Below are 21,310 nucleotides of genomic sequence, written 5' to 3' on the forward strand. Positions count from 1 at the left end.
CAACCACCCCGCCCACGAGCGCATCCGCTCGCGCGCGCGGACACCCCGAATTCTGTCGAGGAGACCCCCGTGAACGTCCTGGTCATCGTGCTGTACCTGGTCGCCATGGTGGTGATCGGGCTGTGGGCGGCACGCCGCGCCCGCACCGCCACCGATTACCGGGTGGCCGGGCGCCGGCTGGGAACGGGGTTGTACACCTCCACGATGGCCGCCGTGGTCCTGGGCGGCGCCTCCACCGTGGGCGGTGTGGGTCTCGGGTACAAGTACGGGATCTCCGGGATGTGGCTCGTGGTGGCGATCGCCGTGGGCCTGGGGGTCCTGAGTCTGTTCTTCGCCGCGCGCATCCAGTCGCTCCAGGTCTTCACCGTCTCCCAGATGCTGCAGTTGCGCTACGGCGCCAAGGGCGGGGCCACGGCGTCCTCCTTCGTGATGCTCGCGTACACGATCATGATCGCGGTGACCTCCACCGCGGCGTACGCGGCGATCTTCTCCGTCCTGTTCCCGATCTCCCGGCCTTGGGCCATCCTCCTGGGTGGCGCCGTGGTGATCGCATACTCGGTGCTCGGCGGCATGTGGTCCATCACCCTCACGGACCTCATGCAGTTCGTGTTCATGACCGTGGGGATCTTCGCAATCCTCCTGCCGTTCTCGCTGGCCGCCGGGGGTGGGTGGTCCGGGATCCGTGAGCGGCTGGACTCCTCCTTCTTCGACCTGGGCGCCATGGGTCTGCAGGGGATCATCACGCAGTTCGTGATCTACGGATTCGGCATGCTGATCGGGCAGGACATCTGGCAGCGCGTGTTCACCGCCCGCTCCCCCGGGGTCGCCCGCTGGGGCGGGGTGATCTCCGCCGGGTATGTGGCCCTGTACGGCGTGGCCGGCGCCCTGATCGGCACCGCTGCGGCCGCCGTTCTTCCCACCCTCGAGATGCCGGACGAGGCCTTCGCGACCATGGCCCAGCAGCACGTCCCCGTGGGCCTGGGTGGTGTGGTGCTCGCCGCGGGCGTCGCGGCCATGATGTCCACCGCCTCCGGGGCCACGATCGCCGCGGCCACCGTGGCGCGCGTGGACGTGGTCCCCACGCTGCGCGGCCTGTTCGGGGCGTCCGACGCCGACGTCGCCCGCTCCCGCTCCGAGGACGCCTCCGTCCTCAAGGACCGCGTCTACGTGGTGGTCGTTGGTCTGCTCATCACCGTGATGTCCATGCTGGTCAGCTCCACCGTGGTGGCCCTGACCATCGCCTACGACCTGTTGGTGGGCGGACTGCTCGTCGCGATCCTGGGCGGGCTGCTGTGGCCGCGCGCCACCGCGGCCGGCGCCATGTGGTCCATGGGGGTGGGGGTCGTAGCCACAGTAGCGGGCATGATGGTCTTCGGGGTGCTCGCCAACGCACCCATCTACATGGGGCTGATCGCCTCCGCAGTGGTGTTCGTGGCGGTGTCACTCATGAGCAGGCCCACCCCGTCCGACGTCAGTCAGGAATGGAACCGACGGATTCAGGAGTCCAAGGCATGAGCAACGAGAACACGGTCACCGCCGCCCCCGGGGGGTTCGAGAACCCGGCGGGGGCGGCGTCGTCGTACCCCGAGCGCACCACGGCCCGCGCTGTCCTGGAGACGCTGCGCGGCTACGGGATCGACACGGTCTTCGGCATCCCGGGCACGCACTCGCTCGAGTTCTACCGGCCGCTGCGCGAGCTGGGGATCCGCCCGATCACCACGCGCCACGAACAGGGCGCGTCCTACGGCGCGGACGGTTGGTCCCAGGTGCGCGGGCTGCCCGGCGTGGTCATCACGACCTCCGGACCCGGCCTGCTCAACTCACTGTCCGGCGCGGCCACCGCGTACGCCGAGTCCCGGCCCATGATCCTGCTCTCCCCGGGGCGGCCCGTGGGACACGACTTCCGGGACATCGGCTCGCTGCACGAGACCAAGAACCCGTCCGCCGCGGTCAATGCGATCGTGGGCGTGTCCCGGCGCGTGACCTCCGCCGCCGAGGCCGTGACCATGATCCACGACGCCATGCGCGACTTCGCACACTCCCGGCCGCGGCCCATCCACATCGAGATCCCCCTGGACATCCTCGAGGCCCCCGCGGACGTCCCCGAGTCCGCGACCGCACCCCGCCCCCTGGGCGAGCCCGCGCCGGCACCGGAGGCCGACGTCGCCGCGGCCGTCGAGGCGCTCGCCGCGAGTGAGCGCCCGGTCATCCTGGCCGGCGGTGGTTCCCTGGCCGCCGGGGAGCACCTGCTCGAGCTGGCCGAACTGCTCGAGGCACCCGTGATCACCACGACCAACGGCAAGGGAGCGATCCCCGAAAAACACCGGCTCTCCCTGGGGGCGGACCTGCGGCTGAGCACGGCCCACGAGTTCCTGCGCTCGCGGGACGCCCTGCTCGTGATCGGCTCCAAGGTGGGCGAGGCCGAGCTGTGGGGCGGCGACATCACCCCGCAGGGGCCCGTGGTGCGCGTGGACATCATGCGCGACCAGATGCTGTGCAACCTCACCCCGGACGTCGAGGTCCCGGGCAACTCCGCCGCGGTGGTCCCCCAGTTGCTCGCGGGTCTGCGGGCGCGGGCCGACGCCGGGGGGCCCGGCGACGCCGCCGGCTCGGATGCGGCGGGCGACGTCGCGCCCTCCGCGCGGACGGCACCGGACCTGCGCGAGGTCTTCGATGCGATGGACGAGGAGGGCCGCACGTGGGCCCCCGAGCTCGCGGCGCTCAACGAGACCATCATGGACGTGGTCCCGGACGACACGATCCTGGCGGGCGACTCGTCCCAGGTGACCTACATGGGATCCACCACGTTCTTCCGCGCACCCGTTCCCCACTCCCTGCTCTACATGGGGACGTACGCGACGCTGGGTTACGGCCTACCCGCGGCGATCGGCGCCAAGCTGGCCGCACCCGAGCGCCCGGTGGTGTGCCTCGTGGGGGACGGCGCCCTGATGTTCTCCATCCAGGAACTGATGACCGCGGTGGAACTGGGCCTGGACCTGCCCGTGATCTGCGTGGACAACGGCGGCTACGGGGAGATCCGGCAGAACATGGTGGACCGCTCCATCCAACCGCTCGGTGTGGACCTCGTGCAGCCGGACTGGGTGCGCTTGGCCGAGGGCTTCGGCGCCACTGGCCTCCCCGCGACCATGGACACCCTCGCGGACACGGTGCGCACGGCGCTGGAGACCAAGGGGACAAGTTTGGTGCACCTCAAGATCTGAGTGTGCCCGCCTGGGGCGCGGCCGGGTGAGGCGTGCGGCCGGACGGAGGCGCATGCTTCACTGGCTCGACCGTCACGTTGCCCCTTCCACCTCCCTGGGCATTTCTAGTGGAGCAAATGCACGCAGGGCGGCAGGAATCTGCTTCAACGGAGTAAAAGCAAAGGCGCATCCAGCGCTCGCGCCGCAATCACGTGAGTCATCCGTTGGATCCAGGAGTGGGCACCCACTGGCCGTCGCGAGGCCCGAGATCTCCTAGCTGTACAGCTAGGAGATCGCCATCGTGGACGGCCACTTGGTGGTGGAAGCGCCGTCGCGTGGAGAGCGGCGAGCTCACGGACACCGGCCAGATCCATCGCGTCTACAAGAGCGACTCCCCCTGATTCTCACCACCGCAATCTAAGACCCATGACAGGAAGCACCATGACCCCTCCCAACCACACCACCTCGGCCCCGGCCGACGCCTCCGTGCAACGCCACCTCCGCAGCGCGATCGACGTGGCCGTGCGCAACGCCTCCGAGGACGGCGGCCCGTTCGGCGCCGTCGTCGTGACCGCGGACGGGCGCGAGTTCACGGCGGTCAACCGCGTCACCGCGGACAACGATCCCACCGCCCACGCCGAGGTCTCCGCGATCCGTGCCGCGTGCGCCGCCCTGGGCACGTACGACCTCAGCGGCGCCGTGCTCTACTCGAGCTGCGAACCGTGCCCCATGTGCCTGTCGTCCTCGCTGTGGGCGCGCTTGGACGCCGTGTACTTCGCCGCGGACCGCCACGACGCCGCGGACGGCGGCTTCGACGACGCCGTGTTCTACGACTTCTTCACCGCCACCCGGGCCCAGCGGGACGAACTGCTGCCCGTGCGCCACGCGGGCATCGACAACCGCACCAAACCCTTCGACACATGGGCGGCCAACACCTCCCGCACCGCGTACTGACCCGAATCCATCCACTGCACCACCGCATTCGGAGCACAACACGTGCTCACCATGTACGGCGCGATCGTTGCCGCCCCCTCATCATCGGCCAGACCGCGGGGCTGGCACCCGAACGTATCGCGCGGATGATCTCGTCCGGACGGCGCACGCTCTGGCGATAGCCGGTGTAGTACTCGTCCAGCAGCGGGACCCGGTGATCCAGGGCGCGCTCGTGGTCCGCGGCGTGTTCCTCGCCGGTGGCCTCCGTGCCGGTCTCCTCACCGTCCGGGGCCTGCGCGGCGCTGCGCTCGGGGCGTTAGTACTCCGCGGCCATGGCACACACGAAACCGGGGGTGCAGTAGCCGCACTGGGAACCGCCCCGCGCGGTCATCTCCTGCTGCACCGGGTGCAGTTGACCGGGACCGCGGGGGCCGGGAGCGGTGCCCAACCCCTCGGACGTGACAACCTCCTGGCCGTCGAACGCCACGGCGGGCGGCAGACACGCGTTGATGGAGGTCCACCGGGTGCGGTCGGTGCCGTCCGGGCGGGCCACGAGCACGGCGCACGCCCCGCACTCGCCCTCCGCGCAGCCTTCCTTGGCCCTGGTCAGTCCGCGTTCCCGCAGGAAGTCGAGCAGTCGGGTGTGGGGGCTGACGTCGTTGAACCCACATTGCCGACCGTGGATGGTCAATTGGATCTCGCTCATGGCGCTGAAGTCCTCGTGACAAGCCACCGGTCACGACGTGGAGTGTGGATCCTCAGCTGTTCCGGGAGCTCCCTGGTGTCGCACCAGTGCATTTCTTGGTGGCTCGCCCGGTGGATAGTCCGATGCAGGACCCGCCGTAGGCTTCCCTCAAGGAAACCCAGATCACATGTCGGCGCAAGGCGCGGGGTCCGCCCTCAGTCCTTGTTGATGAGCTTTCCGATCCCGCTGGCGGCGCACAACACGAACACGGTGCCGGCCAGGATCAGCAGGAAGAAGGGGATGGCCGGGGACGACAGGGTGGCCTCCGGGAACCAGGAAGCGCTCACGTAGGACACCCAGGCACACAGAATCAAGACTGCGCCACTGACGGCGAGGATGATTTCTCCCTTGAATTTCTTCATGGTCCTATCCCTTGAAATAGGGTGCGCCGAATGCCCTGACCATCCAGTAGTAATAACTGGCGGTGCCGATGCAGCGTTTGTGTTCGATGTCCGTGCTCACGTAGGTGCGTGTGCAGGTGGCATTCATGGCATTGCGGAATTCGCTGTCGCATTGCGCGCGGGAGCGGCCAGCGTCACCCTCGGCCAAGTAGCACACGTCGTGGGCGTTGCAGTCGGCGTTGAACAGCGCGTTCTGGTAGCCATGGCCGGGCACGGGGTTCGAACAGCCGTTGACCTGGGCCGATGCACTCATGCTCACCACCCCGGGGAAACGGTGGGGTGTGGTGGTCCGGGTCGCGTAGTCGATGTCCGCGGCAACCTGCGTCTCGCTGATGCCCGCGGCGTTGGCTGCTCGCACGATCCGGGCGTATTCGGATGCGGATATCCCCATCGATTCCGCCGTTGTCGTGGTCACCGGTTGCGCACTCGTCGTGGACACCGGCTCCGACGCGAAAGAATTCGTCACCAACAGGGCGAGGAACAGCAGGGCAAGGAGCGTGATTCCCGCTGTCCTGCGGACCATCCCACCTACGGCATCCATATCGATTCTTTCGCGTGGGCGATGATGTGGACCCCAGCCTAGGAACCCCATGGTCCACGGACAATGGCCATCCGGCCACTTTCCCGGGGTAGCGCGTGCGGCGCCCGCGAGGACCATACGATGAATCCATGAGCGAGCACGCCGGCGCAGCGCTGCCCGAGCACACCGACATCCTGATCATCGGGGCCGGCCTCAGCGGGATCGGGGCGGCCTGCAAACTCCGCCACGAACATCCCGGCAAGAGCATCACGGTGCTCGAGTCCCGCGGGAACTCCGGTGGCACGTGGGATCTCCTCCGCTACCCGGGGGTACGCTCCGACTCGGACTTCTACACCTACGGCTACGACTTCCGCCCGTGGACCCGACAGAACCCCATCGCGGAGGGCTCCGCGATCCTGGACTACATCCGCGACACCGCTCGCGCCTCCGGGGTTGACAAGCTCATCCACTACCACCGGCGCGTCACCGCCGCGGATTGGTCCTCCGGGACCAGCCACTGGACCGTGACGGTCGAGCGCACCGCGCCACCCGAACCCCGCACGGGGGCGGCTCCGAGCGACGTCGGCGGCGGCGCACCCGGGCACTCGGCTGATGGCCCGCGGCCCGAACCCATCGGCACCGGCGAGACCCAGCCGATCACCGCCACGTGGGTGTTCGTGGCCACCGGGTACTACGACTACGACCGTCCCCACATCCCGGACTTCGCGGGGGTCGAGGGGTTCAGGGGCCAGCTCGTGCATCCCCAGTTCTGGCCCGAGGACCTGGACGTCCGGGGCAAGAAGGTCGCCGTGATCGGCAGCGGGGCCACCGCGGTGACCCTGCTGCCCGAGCTCGTCACGCGGGGTGCCGAGACCACGATGGTGCAGCGGACGCCGTCGTACATCCTGCCCCTACCCTCCCCCGGCGTGGCCGAGAAGGTGCTGTTCATGGCGCTCGGCAGGGCACGGGCGGCGCGAGTGCTGCGCCCGCTCATGGCCGCGGGGCAGAGAGCACTGTGGGTGGCGAGCAAGGCCGCGCCGCGCGTGGTGCGGGCGGGAATCGCGGCCGTGAACCGCCGTCGCCTCCCTGCGGACGTCTCCGTCCGGGAGCACTTCACCCCGCCGTACGACCCGTGGGACCAACGGCTGTGTGTGGCGCCCAACGGGGATTTCTTCGCCGCGTTGCACGAACCCAACGCCCATATCGTGACCGCGGGCATCGACCGTTTCGACGCGGACGGCCTCGTCCTGACGGACGGGCGGCGGGTGGCGGCGGACGTCGTCGTGAGCGCCACGGGCTTCGACCTGCTCATGTTCGGCGGCGCGCGGTTGAGCGTGGACGGGCGACCCGTGAACCTCCCCGAGCGGATCGCCTACCGCGGCGCCATGCTGAGCGACGTGCCCAACCTGGCCTTCGCGATTGGGTACACGAACGGGTCGTGGACGCTGAAGATCGGACTCGTGGTGGACTGGCTGTCCCGGTTGATCGCGCACACGGATTCCGTGGGCGCGGCGTCCGTGCGCCCGGTCGCACCCGAGGGTCTGCGCACGCGCCCGTTGCTGGACTTCGACGCCGGCTACGTCCAACGCTCCCTCGACCAGCTGCCCCGCCAGGGGGACACGGCGCCGTGGCGGATGGCCATGAACTACTTCGATGACCGGCGTCAGTTGTTGGCTAAGCCGGTCGTGGATCGATTCCTGCGGTTCGACGACGCCGCCGCTCCCGTTCCCGAGCAGCTGCCCGCCCTGCTCACGGGCCCCGGTGAGAGCGGTGAGGAACGCACGGTGCAGTTGGATGATGACCGCTTCATCTGCGTGCGCCTGGACGGGCCGTCCGACGGGGCGCCGCTCGTGTTGATCACCGGGCTCGCGTTCGACCTGGCCACGTGGCCCATGTCCTTCGTCCATGCCCTCGCGGATCGCGGGTACCGGGTGATCCGACTGGACAACCGGGACGTGGGCCGTTCCTTCCGGGTGACCTCCACGTCCCCTTCGGCCCGCCGGTTGCTGCGCGGGCCCCTGCCGGAGGGGCAGTACTCCGTGGAGGACATGTCCGAGGACGTCGCGGACACCCTGCGGGCGCTGGGGGTCGAGCGAGCGGATGTCATGGGGTTCTCACTCGGTGGGATGATCGCCCAGTCGTTGGCGGGCCACCACCCCGAGCTGGTGCGGCGACTCATTTCCCTGTGCTCCACCACGGGCGATCCGTCCGTGGGGACGGCCGCGACCTCCACCGCGGCGTTGCTCATGTTCCCCGGGGCGAAGACCCGGGACATGTACATCCGGGGGCGACTGGTCATGTCCCACCACCTGGCCGGTCCGGGGTTCCCCGTGGACGTGGCGTACGAACGTCAACTCGCCGCAACCCACTGGGACCGCAGCCTGGATCCGCGAGGTGAGGCTGAGGCGATGCGCCGTCAGATCGGGGCGATCCGCTCATCCGGGGACCGCACGGAGGTGCTGTCCCGGATCACCGCCCCCACGCTGGTGATCCACGGGGACAAGGACAAGATCGTGCGCCCGGACGGCGGCCCCGCCACGGCCGAGGTCATCCCCCATGCTCGCTTCGTCCGGATCCCCGGGATGGGCCACCAGGTGCACCCCATGGTGGTCCCGCGGTTGTTCGAACTGGTCATCGACCACCTGGGGGATCCGCGGGAGGGGTGAGCCTCTTCCGGCGGGGCTCCCGCGCCGAGGCGTAACTCTCAGGCACTCCGAGGCCATGGCGTAATTTCTGGTCGCGTGGAAGCCACTTCACTCCACCCCATGTGGCCTCCGCGTGCCCACAATTCGCCGCGTGGCCTCAGCGTGCCTCACAGTGTCCAGCGCTAAAGCCGTGTGGCCTCAGCGGGCCTGGGAAGTGGGCGCTGTCTCGGCCCGCTCGGCCCGCGAGGGGACGCGGCCACTGCGCAGCAGCACCACCGCGGCCACCGCTCCCACGGCGCCAGCCACCGTCAACGGCACCGTGAGCAGTGTGACGATCTCCCACAACGGCGGCACCACGGCACACACGAGTGCCACGACCACGGCGGTATTGGACAACCGGATGGGGCGGGCGCCCCACGGTGCCGTGGATGAGGACTCGAGCCGCCGCAACACCGTGGCCACCACGAGCACCACCGCCCAACACAGGACGGTCAAGGGAATTCGCAGCCACCACCAGGCGGCGGAACCGGGGACGGGGTCGTAGCCCACGGCGAAGAACCACACCGCCATGACCGCCACCACCACGGGCAGGTGCCACAGGTAGATGGTCAACGCACGAGTGCCCACCACATACACCACCGCGCGGACCACCCGGGAGTGCATGGCCCGCCGCAGCAGCGGGGAGAATACCTCCAGCAGACACGCCTGAGCGAAGCCCAGCAGCACCATGCACACGGTGGGCGGATTGAGGTTGGTGAGCATGTCCGGGGCGTAGGACCCGGAGGCCACGCACACCCCGGACACGGCGTAGCATCCCGCGGCAAGCGCCACGAGCACCGGTCGACGCCGCGCCCCGAACCACCCGTCCGCCCGGAAGAAGCCGAACTGCTGGATGAGCGGCCACACGAACACCATGTTGAGCAGCCCCCACCACTGCCAGCCGGTGGTCAGGCGCAGCAGGTCCACGGCCACCGCGCACGAGAACAGGAACCAGCACCACACCCACCCCATGCGTTCGTGTAGGTCCACGAACAGCGGTGCCAATCCCTGGCAGACGAGGTAGGCCGCCAGGAACCACAACGCCATCCCCACACCGGACAGCGCGAACGTCACGAGTTCGATCCCGGCTCCCGCCACCACCGCGATCCCCGCACCGAGGGCGAGCACACACCACAGCACCGCCGCGGGTTGGATCAGCCGCAGCGTGCGTTCCCGCACGTACTCGCCCCGCGCCATTCCCCGGGCCCGACGACGCCGCCACGCCCCAGCCGTTGCCGTCCCACCCACCACGAAGAACAGGGGCATGATCTGCAGGAGCCACGTGGCCCACCAGTACCAGGGCTGCTGAGTCGGGACCAGGACAGAGCGGATCTCTCCGGTGGCGGGATCCGCCGTGAGGGTGACCATGAGGATGTGACTGCACACCACGGTGATCACGCACCCCACGCGGGCGACGTCCACGGCGGGGTCGCGTTCGAAGTCCCCCGCGGGGACGGAAACGGCAGTGGGCCGCCCGAGGGCGCGGACGTCGTCGTTCATGGCACACACTGTAGGGCGCGCGAACACGGAACCCCGGGCGGGCGCGCACATGTGGATCATCCGCGCCGCCGCGGCACCCGGATGGGACGCACCTGGCGCCTCACGAGACGCGCGCTCGTGGAGCGGACGCCGCACCCCGCAGCACGCACCCCGCACCACGTAGCAGGCGCCCCGCAGACCACATCCCGCAACCCGGGGGTGCGGAAAACCCCACCCCGACTCGGTGGCCAGCTCTGGCGCTGGATCCACGGGGGTGTCCGTAGCGTGGAGGCCATGAGCACCACAGCCTCGAACCCCACGCCACCGTGGGACGCCACAGAGCCCATCTCCTCGGACACCGAACGCGCCCGGCCGATGCCCTCGGCCGGTTCCTCACCCGCAGATGCTGAGACCACCCGGACCCTGCCGCCTCCCGGGCACCCGGAACCCCCGCGGGCCGCCTCCGTGGCACGCCCGGCACCGGAAGGGCCGCACATCGCTCCCCGCGAGTGGCGGACCTTCTCCCTCAAGACCCTGTTCTTCGGGACCCTGGACCTCGTGGTGGACTCGGTGCTCAACACCGTGCTGCTCGTCGTGATCCTCACGTTCCTCGCGGTGGGAGCCGCAACCGTTCCGGCGCTGGGCCTGGGCGTGCTGATCCTCGCCGCGACCGTGTACGTGATGATGGGGGCGGTGTGGCTGGAACGCAGGCGTTCGGCGTCGTCGTTCGGCCTGGACATCCGGGACCCCCAGCGCCGCCGCAGCCCGCATACCGACTGGGTGCGGGTCCCGCACCAGTGGTGGCTGGACGCGAGCGACGGGTCCCTGTGGCTCGGCATGCTCCACGTGGCGCTCACGTGCGCGCTGGGCTGGCTCATGCTGTTGCCCTTCGTGGTGGGTAGCGCGGCCCTCGTGCTGACCTTCGCGCCGTGGTTCGCCCCCGAATCCTCGGTGCTGTGGCCCGCGCTGCAGAACACCCCGCGCTGGACGCTCCCGATGCTGGGTGTCGCAGGCGTGCTGCTGAGCATCGTGCTCGCGGTGCTGCTCACCTTGGCTCACCGCGGTCTGTCCGCGGGGCTGTTGCGGCTGAGCGAGGCCGCGCGACTGCGCCGTGAAGCGGACGAGCTGCAGCGCCTCGCCGAGTACGAAACCGCCGCCAAGGAGTCCGCGGTACGCGGTGCGGAGACCGAGCGCTCGCGCATCGAACGCGATCTGCACGACGGCGTCCAGCCCCAGTTGGTCTCGGTCGCCATGAACCTCTCGATGGCCGGTTCACGCATCGACACGGATCCCGCCGCGGCCAAGGAGCTCGTGGCGGAGGCGCACGGCACCACCAAGGCCGCGATCACCGAGCTGCGCCGGCTCGCCCGCGGGTTCCACCCCGCCGTGCTGGAGGATCGGGGGCTCGACGCCGCTTTGTCCGCCGTCGCCGCCCAGGCACCCTTCCCCGTGGACGTCTCCGTGAACGTCCCCCGGTTGCAGCCGCGCACGGAGGCGGCCATCTACTTCGCGGTCTCCGAGAGCCTCAGCAACGCGATCAAGTACTCGGGGGCGCGCTCTGCGGACGTCGCAGTGTCCATCCAGGACGGCGCCGCACCGGGCACGAACATCGTGGTCGCCGGTGTGCGCGACTTCGGCCGCGGCGGCGCCCGTGTGGTCCCCGGGGGCGGGCTCTCCGGGATCCAGGACCGGATCCGCTCGGCCGGGGGCAGGTTCTTCGTGAACTCGCCCGCAGGCGGGCCCACCGAGGTCATCGTGGAGTTGCCCCTCACGGGTGTTCCTCCGACGACGACGCACAGCGCCCCGCGCGCGTCCGGCACCGCGTACACCCCTCACCCCGGCCACGCCGACGGGGTCCACACCGCGCCCGGAACCGGTCCGACCGCGCACGGTGCGGCGGGGGCGGGAACGGGCGGAGCGGCGTCGTCGCCCGCCGGGCAGCACGGACGGGGGAACTGAGATGCGCATCGTGATCGCCGAGGACGCCGTGCTGCTGCGCGCCGGACTGGTCCGCCTGCTCACGGACGCGGGCCACGAGATCGTGGCCGAGACGGACACCGCCGAGGGACTCGTGCGGGCCGTGGAGGAACACCGGCCGGACTTCGCGCTCGTGGACGTGCGACTGCCACCCACCTTCACCGACGAGGGGATCCGCGCCGCGGTGCTCATCCGCTCGAGCCACCCCGGCGTGGCCGTGCTGGTGCTGTCCCAGTATGTGGAGGAGCGCTACGCGTCCGAGCTCATCGCGTCCCGCCGGGAGGGGCTGGGCTACCTGCTCAAGGACCGCGTGGCGGACGTGGACCAGTTCCTGGAATCCGTGCAGACCGTGGGCTCGGGCGGGACCGTGCTGGACCCGGAGGTGCTCACCCAGATCCTGGTGCGCTCGCGGCGCCGGGAGGACATGGAACTGCTGTCACCGCGCGAACGTGAGGTCCTGGCGCTCATGGCGCAGGGGCTGTCCAACGCATCCATTGCCACGAACCTCTACCTCACCGAATCGGCCGTGGAGAAACACATCGGCTCGATCTTCGCCAAGTTGGGCGTCACCTCCGAGACCGGCAACCGCAGGGTTCTGGCCGTTCTCAAGTACCTGGGCTACTCGGACCACTCTCTTTAGGACATCTCATGAGCAATCAGAATCCCTCGCATCCCACGCCCGATCCTCACAGCGCAGCCGGCCCCCGGGACCTGCCTGATCCTCGGAACGACCGTCCCGTGGGGCGCGGTGAGCGCCGCGCCTGGAACACCGCGACCGCCGTGGTGGGCGGTGTGGGTGCCCTCGCCCTGCTGCTCGGCGGGGCCGGAACCGCCGCCGCGGTGGCCATGACGCAGGAGCGGGGCGGTTCGTGGACGGCGTCGTCGGGCGTGGAACGGATCCGGATCGACGCCCCCTCGGGCATGGTCAGCGTGAACACGAGCCCGACCGTTGATCGTGTCCAAGTGCAGTGGCACGAATCCGGATGGTCCTTGTCCGAGCGCGGCGTCATCCCATCCGTTCGCGACGGCGTGCTGCAGCTGGATATGCCCGGCCGGCCCTCTCAATGGGGTTCCGGCGTGCAGAGCGTCAGTATCACCGTTCCTCAGGACGGCCCGCGCACCTCGCTTGACCTCAAGAGCGGCACGGGAGCGGTGCACGTGAACGGCACGTATCGGGACGTGCGGGCGAGGACCGATCTGGGGTCCATCAGCGCCACGGACGTGGAGGCCGCTGTGTTCGACGCCCACGCCACCACGGGTCAGGTGCTCCTGGACGGGGTCAGCGTGAAGAACCGGTTGGACGCGCACACCAACCAGGGTGGGGCGCTCGTGAACGTGCGGGGCACGGCTCCGCAGCGCACCTCGGTCACCGCGACCAGCGGGGTCTATGGGATCTCGATGCCCGCCGCCGACTACTGGTACCCGCAGGACAGCCAGCGCGACGTCACGGACCCGCGGCACCCCGTGACCACGACGCCGGGGTCCAACGATCGGCCGGGTGGGGCTCGTTCCTCGGGTGCGCCCACCTCTCCGGATTCTACGGGCGACGACGCCGCGCGGCCGTCCGAGGTCAGCGCGGACACGGTGTGCGCCGCAGCCCCCGAGGGCCAGCCGTGCTTGTTCGTGTCGGGTACACCGGTGGGCGTCAATGACTACTCCTACATGCGGGAGTGGAGCCAGGGGTGGGACGAAGTGGCCCGCGAGTACGGGGAGGCGCCTCGGTCTTCCGAGCGAGCGACGGAGTCGAAGCAGCCCATCGACCGTGCAACGGATGCGGCCACCGCATCCCCCACGGGATCCGCCACACCGTCCCCCGCCGACGGGAACTGAGACCCCCACTCCCGGGCGTACGGGTCCGGGCGCGGGCGCCCCGCGTCACCGCTGACCAGGTGGGCGCGGGGTTTTTCATGGGCGTTTCCACGCGCTGGCGCGGTAGTGGTTGGTTACGTCCTACTGGGTTAAGGCGGCCGCCCAGGCTGCCGAGCTGCACGAGGTTCTGGCCAAGGCACAGGACGATCATCTGCCCTACGTGACGCTTGAGGGGGCACGTTGATTACCACCGATCGGGTCGCCGAACGGACGGAGGCTGGTAATCACGCCTAGTACTCGGGTAAGCACAAGAGATTCGGCGGCAATGTCCAAGTCATCGCCGACCCCACCGGCTTCCCGCTGTGGACCTCCCCGGTAGAACCCGGCTCCACCCACGACATCACCGCAGCCCGGGCCCACTGCTTGGGCGCCCTGTACCCGGTCGCCGCCAAGGGTTTGCCAACTTTAGCCGACATGGGTTACCAAGGGGCTGGGATCGGGGTGCACGTCCCCTTCAAAGGCTCCCGCCTCGGGGCCGATAACCGGGCCATACGTAAAGGGCGCGCCGAGCACTGATGCAATCGGTGTCCACGGGTCCATCAACAGTTGCTAGGTCAGTGCTGGAAGTGCGATTGATCGCCCAACTGAAGGTATGGGAGGCCTGCACAGAGCCGTGCATTTGGGGCGGGTCGATTTTCGCCTTGGTGGTCCCGTAGAAGCATTGCCAGAGGCTGATGCCGGTGCTCCACTGGAACAACGGGCCTGTTCTGGGCTCGTTCGACCAAGGGGGATCATCATGGCTGGTCATGACAAGCAGGCCGAGCACACCAAGGCGGAGCATACCCACGGTGAGAATTGTGGGCACGAGACCGTGGAGCACGGTGATCATGTGGACTATCTCCACGACGGTCACCGGCATGCGGAGCATGAGGACCACTACGACGAGTGCGCGTAGCCTGCCCCTGGCATCCTTCAAGAGGCCCCTCTTCTGTGCAGGGGTCTCTTGCTCTGCACCGACCAACGGTTGAGGGATAGTCCTTGCCGCCCTGCTCTGGGCGCGCACATCAACGGGTGTGCTGTGCGACCGCTTGGGACGAGGACAGGGCAGGGACACCCGCCCACGAGCTGGTGGGTGCGAACCGGGTCAGAGCAGCAGTTCGGTGGTGTTCCCGCCGTCGGTGCTCCGCAGAACGGTGCTGTCGGCCACCATTAGAACCTCGATCTCACCGTCCGCGGTGATGCTTGCGCCCAGGGCGGTGATCTCCCCGACCGGCTGGTCGCTGGCGGTCCAGGTGTCCCCGGCGTCTGTGCTGGTCAGCAGGTGTCCATCGATTCCCGCCCCGACGATGGTATTCTCGTCGGCCCAGGCGATCAGGGATATCAGCTGCGGGGTGTCCAGGGTGTTCCAGGTGGCGCCGTTGTCGGTGGAGCGCAGGACCCCGTCCTGGGTGGTGGCCAGGATGATACCTGTGTCCGGGTTGATTGCCAGGGCTGCCGGGGCGGAGGGGATCTCGAGAATGTCCCAGGTGCGGCCGTTGGAGCTGGCGCGCAGTTGGCCGTCGAAGCCGAGCACCCCGGTCGGGCCGGCGGCCAGGGCGTGGAAGTCCGATTCTCCGCCCCGGGAGAGCACCTGCCAGGTCTGGCCCTGATCGGTGGATTCGATCAACCCGACCGGCTCGGGCAGGTCGGTGCCGGGCCCGGGGTGGCCCGAGGCCAGATAACGGCCCTCGGGGGTGACGGTGAAGCCCATCAGGTCCACGACCGGACCCATCTGGGTCAGTTCCCCATCCTGCAGGTGGAACAGGCCCTCATGGGTGGCCAGCAGGATCGTCCCTGCCCCGGCCCCGCCTCCGGTCACCGTGTCGCGGGTGATGGCGTGCACGTGGGTGATCGCCGTCCCGGGGCTGCTCGCTTCGGCCGGTGCCGGGGTCTGCGCCGGGGACGCACAGGCTGCCAGGGCGCCGGTACCGAGGAGGCCGAGGCCGCCGAGGACCAGGCTTCTGCGGGTGAGGAGGTTCATGGGTCCTTTCCGCCTCGCGTTACCTCGCGAGGACCACCCCCCCATTGTCGATCGCCCGGGAAGGGGGCCTGCGGCGTTTTCCTTGAAGGTTTGGCGAAGATTCCCGCTGGGACCAGCCATCAGCGCCGGTGCGTGCCGGGTCGAGAGGGACACTGAAGGCATGAATCCTGGCATCGATGCGGTGGCCGGACGGGTGCTGGTGGTCGACGACGAGAAGCCACTGGCCCAGATGATCGCCACTTATCTCACCCGCGCCGGCTATGACGTGGCCACCGCCCACACCGGGCCGGAGGCGGTGGAGGCCGCCCGCGCTCAGGCTCCGGACGTGGTGGTGTTGGACCTGGGATTACCCGGGCTGGACGGGATCGAGGTGTGCCGCAGGATCCGGGGTTTTTCCGAGTGCTATGTGCTGATGCTCACCGCCCGCGGGGACGAAGACGACAAGTTGGCCGGACTGGCCGCCGGGGCCGATGACTACATCACCAAGCCCTTCAGCGTGCGCGAGCTCGTCGCCCGGGTGGCTGCGGTGCTGCGCCGTCCGCGCACCACCGTGACCGCGGTGGAGCCGGCCCGGGTGTTCGGGGCGTTGAGCATCGACCTCACCGCCCACCAAGCGCGGATAGACGGTGAGCCGGTGGCCTTGACCCGCACCGAGTTCGAACTGCTGGCCGCCCTCACCGCCCGCCCGCACCAGGCCCTCACCCGCAGACAGCTCATCGACACCGTGTGGGGTCCGGCCTGGGTGGGTGATGAACGGATCGTGGATGTGCACATCGGTCACCTGCGCCGGAAACTCGGCGAGGACAAGGCCACCTTCATCGACACCGTGCGCGGGGTCGGCTACCGGATGGTGACCCGGTGAGGGGCCAGCGGCGCAATCGAGGGTTGGCTTCCCGGTTCTTCCTGGCCCAGGTCATCGTGGTGGCCGCCAGCATCCTCGCCGCTGTGGTCGTGGCCTCTTTGGTCGGCCCGCCGATCTTCCATGAGCACCTGATCATGGCCGGGCACGCGGAGAACTCCCCGGAACTGTTCCATGTCGAGCAGGCCTACCGCGACACCAACCTGATCATCCTGGGCGCAGCCCTGGGTACCGCCGCGGTGTGCGCGGCGGCGGTGACCTGGTTCTTCACCCGCCGCCTCCAACGGCCCCTGGGCGCCCTCACCGCCGCCGCCCAGGGCATGGCCCGCGGGCGCTACGACACCCGGGTCCCCGCCCTGGGCGCCGGAGCCGAGGTGGACGCGGTGGCCACCTCGTTCAACACCATGGCCACCCGGCTGCAGCGCACCGAGGACACCCGCCGGCGGATGCTCTCGGACCTGGCGCACGAGATGCGCACCCCGATCTCGGTGCTCTCCGTCTACTGCGAAGCTCTCCAGGACGGGGTGACGCACTGGGACGAGGCCACCGGGGCGCTGATGACCGACCAGCTAGCGCGCCTGACCCGGCTGGTCGAGGACATCCACGACGTCTCCCGGGCCGAGGAGGGCCGGATCGAGCTGGACTGCTCTCCACACCCTGTCGAGGAGCTGCTGCGCACCGCGGTCGAGGCCCACCGGGAGGCCTACGCCGCCAAGGGCGTGCACCTGGTGCTCGACGCCGGCGACGTCGGCAGGGTCGTGGAGGTGGACCGGCAGCGGATCGGTCAGGTGCTGGGCAACCTGCTCACCAACGCCCTGCGCCACACCCCACCCGGTGGCACGGTCACCGTGGGTGCCACCGCTCACGGCCCGCACCGGCTCGCCCTGAGCGTGGCCGACACCGGCGACGGGATCACCGCCGAACATCTGCCCCAGGTCTTCGAGCGTTTTTGGCGCGGAGACACCGCCCGGGACCGCGATCACGGCGGCTCCGGGATCGGGCTGACCATCTCCCGGGCCCTGGTCGAAGCCCACGGCGGCACGCTGAGCGTCACCTCCTCCGGGTCCGGGGCCGGATCGGTCTTCACCATGGAGCTCCCCGTCCCACCCGGCACCGCACCCGTGAAGCCAGGGCCACCGCATGACCCCACCCGCTTGCACCATACCCCTAGGGGGTATATACCTGGGGGTGATGAGACCGTTCCCGACCCTCACCACCCGAACCGATCGAAAGAGCTTGAGATGACGAACTCGACCCGCTCCCCGTTGCCGATGGCCTCCACCGGATGCGCCTGCTGCGCCCCGACCCCGGCGACCAACCACACCGTCCCTGCGGCTGGGACGACTTCGGCCGGATCAACCGCGACCTACCAGGTGGAGGGGATGACCTGCGGCCACTGCGCCAGCAGCGTCACCGAGGAGCTCACCACCGTGGACGGGGTGAGCGAGGTGCACATCGACCTGGTGGCCGGGGGGATCTCCACGGTCACCGTCACCGCCGATCGGGCGCTGTCCGTGGAAGCGGTTCGCGCGGCCGTGGAGGCCGCCGGCTACACCCTCGTCAGCGCCTGACGAGCCCCATGACTATTTCGGCCCCTCTGCAGGGCCTGCGCGGAAGGAGCACATCATGAGCACCCCGCACCACCACGACCATCCCCGCCCCGCCGTCCCGGGCCACGAGCACCCCGGCCACGGCCCGGAGCAGCCCCTGGACCACCACAGCCACGGGCGCCACGCCGACGCCGACACCCACGGGCAGGCCATGCCCGCCGATCACCCCCACTCGGGCTTCGATGAGGATCACGTGGTCCACGCCCACGGGGAGCACGCCGGGCATTCCACGGCGATGTTCAAGAACAAGTTCTGGCTCAGTCTCGTACTGGCGGTCCCCGCGGTGATTTTCAGCCCCATGGTCGGGCACCTGCTGGGCTACCACATACCCCAATTCCCCGGCTCTGCCTGGATCCCGCCCGTGCTGGGCACGATCATTTTCTTCTATGGTGGGATGCCGTTCCTCAAAGGTGGGCTCACCGAGCTGAAGTCCCGCCAGCCCGGGATGATGCTGCTCATTGCCATGGCCATCACGGTGGCCTTCCTCGCCTCCTGGGTGACGACCCTGGGGATCGGCGGCTTTGACCTGGACTTCTGGTGGGAGCTGGCCCTGCTGGTGGTGATCATGCTGCTGGGCCACTGGATGGAGATGCGCGCCCTGGGCGCGGCCTCCTCCGCCCTGGACGCCCTGGCCGCCTTGCTGCCCGATGAGGCCGAGAAGGTCCTCGACGGTGAGACCGTCACCGTTGCGATTCATCAGCTGGCCGTGGGCGATGTGGTCCTGGTGCGCTCCGGGGCCCGGGTGCCCGCTGATGGGACGATCATCGGCGGGTCGGCCGAGTTCGACGAGTCCATGATCACCGGGGAGTCGAAGGCCGTCTCTCGCACGGTGGGCGAGGCGGTCGTGGCTGGCACCGTGGCCACCGACAACACGGTGCGGGTGCGCGTGGAAGCGGTCGGGTCCGACACGGCCCTGGCCGGGATCCAGCGCATGGTCGCCGACGCCCAGGCCTCCTCGTCCCGAGCCCAGGCCCTGGCCGATCGGGCGGCGGCCTGGTTGTTCTGGTTCGCCTTGGTCGCCGGGCTGCTGACCGCCATCGCCTGGACTCTGCTGGGTCAGCCCGATGATGCGGTGGTGCGCACCGTGACGGTCCTGGTGATCGCCTGCCCGCACGCCCTGGGGCTGGCCATCCCGCTGGTCATCGCCCTCTCCACCGAACGCGCCGCGAAGACCGGGGTGCTGATCAAGAACCGGATGGCGCTGGAGCGGATGCGCACCATCGACGTGGTCCTGTTCGACAAGACCGGCACCCTCACCGAGGGCGCCCACGCGGTCACCGGCGCTGCCGCAGTGCCCGGAACCTCTGAGGGAGAGCTGCTGGCCTTCGCGGCCGCTGCGGAGGCCGACAGCGAGCATCCGGTGGCTCGAGCCATCGTGCAGGCGGCCACCGCCCACCCCGAAGCCACTCGCCTGGGCCTGCGCGGCACCGACTTCCAATCGGCCACTGGCCGTGGAGTGCGCGCGAGCGTGGATGGCGCCGAGGTGATGGTGGGCGGACCGAACATGCTGCGCGAACTGGGCCTGTCCACCCCCGCCATGATCGCCGCTGCCACCCGGGAGTGGACCGACCGCGGGGCCGGGGTCCTGCACGTGCTGCGCGAGGGCACCGTCATCGGTGCCCTGGCCCTGGAGGACCAGGTGCGCCCCGAGTCCCGCGCGGCCGTCCGAGCCTTGCAGGACCGCGGGGTGAAGGTCGCCATGATCACCGGCGACGCCCGCCAGGTCGCCGACGCCGTGGGCGCCGACCTGGGCATCGACGAGGTCTTCGCCGAGGTCCTCCCGCAGGACAAGGACAGCAAGGTCACCGAACTGCAGTCCCGCGGGCTGACCGTGGCGATGGTCGGCGACGGCGTCAACGACGCCCCGGCCCTGGCCCGCGCCGAGGTCGGCATCGCCATCGGCGCCGGCACCGACGTGGCCATGGAGTCCGCCGGGGTGGTCCTGGCCGGCAACGACCCCCGCGCCGTGCTGTCGATGATCGACCTCTCCCGCGCCAGCTACACCAAGATGATCCAGAACCTGGTGTGGGCCACCGGCTACAACATCATCGCCGTGCCCCTGGCCGCCGGCGTCCTCGCCCCGGCCGGGATCGTGCTGTCCCCGGCCGTCGGGGCGGTGCTGATGTCGGTCTCCACCATTGTCGTCGCCCTCAACGCCCAGCTGCTGCGCCGCCTGGACCTGGACCCAGCGCACCTGGCGGCCACCGATGCCGAGGACCGGGCTGCCGCCCTATCGAAGCGGCCCGCGACGGCCCCCACCCACTGACCCACCGATTTCCCACCCCTCCACAAAGCAAAGGACTGAACCCATGAAGCGTTCGACCACCCTGACCACTCTGGCCCTGGCCTCTGCCCTGGCCCTGGCCGGCTGCGGCACCAGCGGCGAAGAGACCGCCGGTGAGGCACCGGAGACCACCACATCCGCGGCGGCCGGTACCGGGAGCACGGACACCGCCACGGCCACTCCTTCCACGTCCGCCCAGGCGGTCACGGAGGAGCACAACGACGCGGACACGATGTTCGCCCAGATGATGATTCCCCACCACGAGCAGGCCGTTCAGATGAGCGAGGTGATGCTCGCCAAGGACGATCTCGACCCGGACATCGAGGCGTTGGCCAACAAGATCGTCGCCGCCCAAGGCCCGGAGATCGACCAGCTCAAGACCATGCTCGAGACCTGGGGGGAGCCCACCTCGATGGAGTCCGGTGGTATGGAGGGCATGGACCACGGCTCCGATTCCGGTGCAGGCATGGAGGGCATGATGACCGAGGAGCAGATGCAGGAGTTGGAGGCCGCCGAGGGCACCGAGGCCGCCGAGATGTACCTGACCATGATGACCGCCCACCACCGCGGGGCCATCGACATGGCCCAGGAGGAAGTCGCCGAGGGTCAGAATCCGCAGGCCATCGAGATGGCTCAGAAGGTGATTGAGGACCAGGAAGCGGAGATCCAGGAAATGGAGCGTCTGCTGCAGCAGATCCAGGGCTGATATCTGCGGGTTCGCCTCGATCAGGCCTCCACTGTGCGCCCGGGGCGCACGAGTCGGGGCATCACCGGCCACGGGCGGGGGCC

15 protein-coding genes and 4 pseudogenes are annotated in these 21,310 nt (G+C 69.5%); 14 read left to right on the forward strand and 5 right to left on the reverse strand.

The annotated features are described in order from the left end of the window. The first annotated feature begins 69 nt into the window (after positions 1-69). The 3 genes from B3I25_RS08335 (at position 70) to B3I25_RS08345 (ending at position 4,154) form a co-directional block, all read left to right on the forward strand. The gene (locus tag B3I25_RS08335; protein ID WP_286738600.1) at positions 70-1,515 is read left to right on the forward strand and encodes a sodium:solute symporter; all 1,446 of its coding nucleotides are present in this window, start codon (positions 70-72) and stop codon (positions 1,513-1,515) included. Then, on the forward strand, positions 1,512-3,221 hold the full coding sequence (locus tag B3I25_RS08340) for a thiamine pyrophosphate-binding protein (protein WP_286738601.1): 1,710 nt from the start codon (positions 1,512-1,514) through the stop codon (positions 3,219-3,221). Before B3I25_RS08335 ends, B3I25_RS08340 begins: the two co-directional genes overlap by 4 nt. A 420-nt stretch (positions 3,222-3,641) precedes the next feature. Further along, entirely contained in the window at positions 3,642-4,154 is a 513-nt protein-coding gene (locus tag B3I25_RS08345; RefSeq protein ID WP_286738602.1) for a nucleoside deaminase, read from the forward strand. Between the two features lie 298 nt (positions 4,155-4,452). Here the strand turns inward: B3I25_RS08345 and B3I25_RS08350 are convergent. From B3I25_RS08350 to B3I25_RS08360, 3 genes and pseudogenes are all read right to left on the reverse strand, one after another. Continuing rightward, a pseudogene (locus B3I25_RS08350) lies at positions 4,453-4,839 on the reverse strand (2Fe-2S iron-sulfur cluster-binding protein); the annotation flags it as partial. A gap of 194 nt (positions 4,840-5,033) precedes the next feature. Further along, positions 5,034-5,240 (reverse strand): hypothetical protein, encoded by a 207-nt coding sequence (locus B3I25_RS08355; protein WP_035964387.1) that lies wholly within the window; start codon positions 5,238-5,240, stop codon positions 5,034-5,036. Between the two features lie 4 nt (positions 5,241-5,244). After that, positions 5,245-5,802 (reverse strand): hypothetical protein, encoded by a 558-nt coding sequence (locus B3I25_RS08360; protein WP_286738604.1) that lies wholly within the window; start codon positions 5,800-5,802, stop codon positions 5,245-5,247. Between the two features lie 146 nt (positions 5,803-5,948). Between B3I25_RS08360 and B3I25_RS08365 the strand changes: the two genes are divergently transcribed. Further along, a complete protein-coding gene (locus B3I25_RS08365) occupies positions 5,949-8,465 on the forward strand; it encodes an alpha/beta fold hydrolase (protein ID WP_286738605.1) in 2,517 nt (838 codons plus the stop codon). A gap of 177 nt (positions 8,466-8,642) precedes the next feature. On the opposite strand, the gene B3I25_RS08370 is transcribed toward B3I25_RS08365, so the two are convergent. Continuing rightward, positions 8,643-9,983, reverse strand: coding sequence for an acyltransferase family protein (locus B3I25_RS08370; RefSeq protein ID WP_286738606.1), 1,341 nt, complete (start codon positions 9,981-9,983; stop codon positions 8,643-8,645). A 273-nt stretch (positions 9,984-10,256) separates the two neighbouring features. Between B3I25_RS08370 and B3I25_RS08375 the strand changes: the two genes are divergently transcribed. The 5 genes and pseudogenes from B3I25_RS08375 (at position 10,257) to B3I25_RS08395 (ending at position 14,703) form a co-directional block, all read left to right on the forward strand. After that, on the forward strand, positions 10,257-11,921 hold the full coding sequence (locus B3I25_RS08375) for a sensor histidine kinase (RefSeq protein ID WP_286738608.1): 1,665 nt from the start codon (positions 10,257-10,259) through the stop codon (positions 11,919-11,921). A 1-nt stretch (position 11,922) separates the two neighbouring features. Next, positions 11,923-12,579, forward strand: a complete 657-nt coding sequence (locus tag B3I25_RS08380; RefSeq protein ID WP_098055273.1) for a response regulator transcription factor — start codon at positions 11,923-11,925, stop codon at positions 12,577-12,579. A gap of 8 nt (positions 12,580-12,587) precedes the next feature. Continuing rightward, on the forward strand, positions 12,588-13,769 hold the full coding sequence (locus B3I25_RS08385) for a DUF4097 family beta strand repeat-containing protein (protein WP_286738609.1): 1,182 nt from the start codon (positions 12,588-12,590) through the stop codon (positions 13,767-13,769). Between the two features lie 273 nt (positions 13,770-14,042). Next, positions 14,043-14,291: pseudogene (locus tag B3I25_RS12440) on the forward strand (transposase family protein); the annotation flags it as partial. 253 nt (positions 14,292-14,544) lie between these two features. Continuing rightward, positions 14,545-14,703, forward strand: coding sequence for a zinc transporter permease (locus B3I25_RS08395; RefSeq protein WP_075872999.1), 159 nt, complete (start codon positions 14,545-14,547; stop codon positions 14,701-14,703). 189 nt (positions 14,704-14,892) lie between these two features. Here B3I25_RS08395 and B3I25_RS08400 read toward each other — a convergent pair whose 3' ends face one another. Next, a complete protein-coding gene (locus tag B3I25_RS08400) occupies positions 14,893-15,768 on the reverse strand; it encodes a F510_1955 family glycosylhydrolase (protein WP_098055265.1) in 876 nt (291 codons plus the stop codon). 160 nt (positions 15,769-15,928) lie between these two features. On the opposite strand from B3I25_RS08400, the gene B3I25_RS08405 reads away from it, so the two are divergent. From B3I25_RS08405 to B3I25_RS08425, 5 genes and pseudogenes are all read left to right on the forward strand, one after another. Next, positions 15,929-16,630: a response regulator transcription factor gene (locus B3I25_RS08405; protein ID WP_085108572.1), complete on the forward strand. Its 702-nt coding sequence runs from the start codon at positions 15,929-15,931 to the stop codon at positions 16,628-16,630. Further along, positions 16,627-17,736: pseudogene (locus B3I25_RS08410) on the forward strand (sensor histidine kinase); the annotation flags it as partial. The gene B3I25_RS08405 and the pseudogene B3I25_RS08410, both read left to right, overlap by 4 nt. 267 nt (positions 17,737-18,003) lie before the next feature. Next, a pseudogene (locus tag B3I25_RS08415) lies at positions 18,004-18,198 on the forward strand (heavy-metal-associated domain-containing protein); the annotation flags it as partial. A 274-nt stretch (positions 18,199-18,472) separates the two neighbouring features. Further along, on the forward strand, positions 18,473-20,503 hold the full coding sequence (locus B3I25_RS08420) for a copper-translocating P-type ATPase (RefSeq protein WP_286738709.1): 2,031 nt from the start codon (positions 18,473-18,475) through the stop codon (positions 20,501-20,503). A 43-nt stretch (positions 20,504-20,546) separates the two neighbouring features. Next, a complete protein-coding gene (locus B3I25_RS08425; RefSeq protein ID WP_035959054.1) occupies positions 20,547-21,227 on the forward strand; it encodes a DUF305 domain-containing protein in 681 nt (226 codons plus the stop codon). Positions 21,228-21,310 lie beyond the last annotated feature (83 nt).

The sequence above is a fragment of the Kocuria sp. UBA1838 genome (assembly GCF_002338785.1).
GTDB lineage: Bacteria > Actinomycetota > Actinomycetes > Actinomycetales > Micrococcaceae > Kocuria > Kocuria marina.

Coding starts and splice junctions, on each gene's coding strand:
- B3I25_RS08340 (WP_286738601.1), top strand. CDS start 1,512: ATGAGCAACGAGAACACGGTCACCGCCGCCCCCGGGGGGTTCGAGAAC.
- B3I25_RS08345 (WP_286738602.1), top strand. CDS start 3,642: ATGACCCCTCCCAACCACACCACCTCGGCCCCGGCCGACGCCTCCGTG.
- B3I25_RS08355 (WP_035964387.1), bottom strand. CDS start 5,240: ATGAAGAAATTCAAGGGAGAAATCATCCTCGCCGTCAGTGGCGCAGTC.
- B3I25_RS08360 (WP_286738604.1), bottom strand. CDS start 5,802: ATGGTCCGCAGGACAGCGGGAATCACGCTCCTTGCCCTGCTGTTCCTC.
- B3I25_RS08365 (WP_286738605.1), top strand. CDS start 5,949: ATGAGCGAGCACGCCGGCGCAGCGCTGCCCGAGCACACCGACATCCTG.
- B3I25_RS08370 (WP_286738606.1), bottom strand. CDS start 9,983: ATGAACGACGACGTCCGCGCCCTCGGGCGGCCCACTGCCGTTTCCGTC.
- B3I25_RS08375 (WP_286738608.1), top strand. CDS start 10,257: ATGAGCACCACAGCCTCGAACCCCACGCCACCGTGGGACGCCACAGAG.
- B3I25_RS08380 (WP_098055273.1), top strand. CDS start 11,923: ATGCGCATCGTGATCGCCGAGGACGCCGTGCTGCTGCGCGCCGGACTG.
- B3I25_RS08385 (WP_286738609.1), top strand. CDS start 12,588: ATGAGCAATCAGAATCCCTCGCATCCCACGCCCGATCCTCACAGCGCA.
- B3I25_RS08395 (WP_075872999.1), top strand. CDS start 14,545: ATGGCTGGTCATGACAAGCAGGCCGAGCACACCAAGGCGGAGCATACC.
- B3I25_RS08400 (WP_098055265.1), bottom strand. CDS start 15,768: ATGAACCTCCTCACCCGCAGAAGCCTGGTCCTCGGCGGCCTCGGCCTC.
- B3I25_RS08405 (WP_085108572.1), top strand. CDS start 15,929: ATGAATCCTGGCATCGATGCGGTGGCCGGACGGGTGCTGGTGGTCGAC.
- B3I25_RS08420 (WP_286738709.1), top strand. CDS start 18,473: ATGTTCAAGAACAAGTTCTGGCTCAGTCTCGTACTGGCGGTCCCCGCG.
- B3I25_RS08425 (WP_035959054.1), top strand. CDS start 20,547: ATGAAGCGTTCGACCACCCTGACCACTCTGGCCCTGGCCTCTGCCCTG.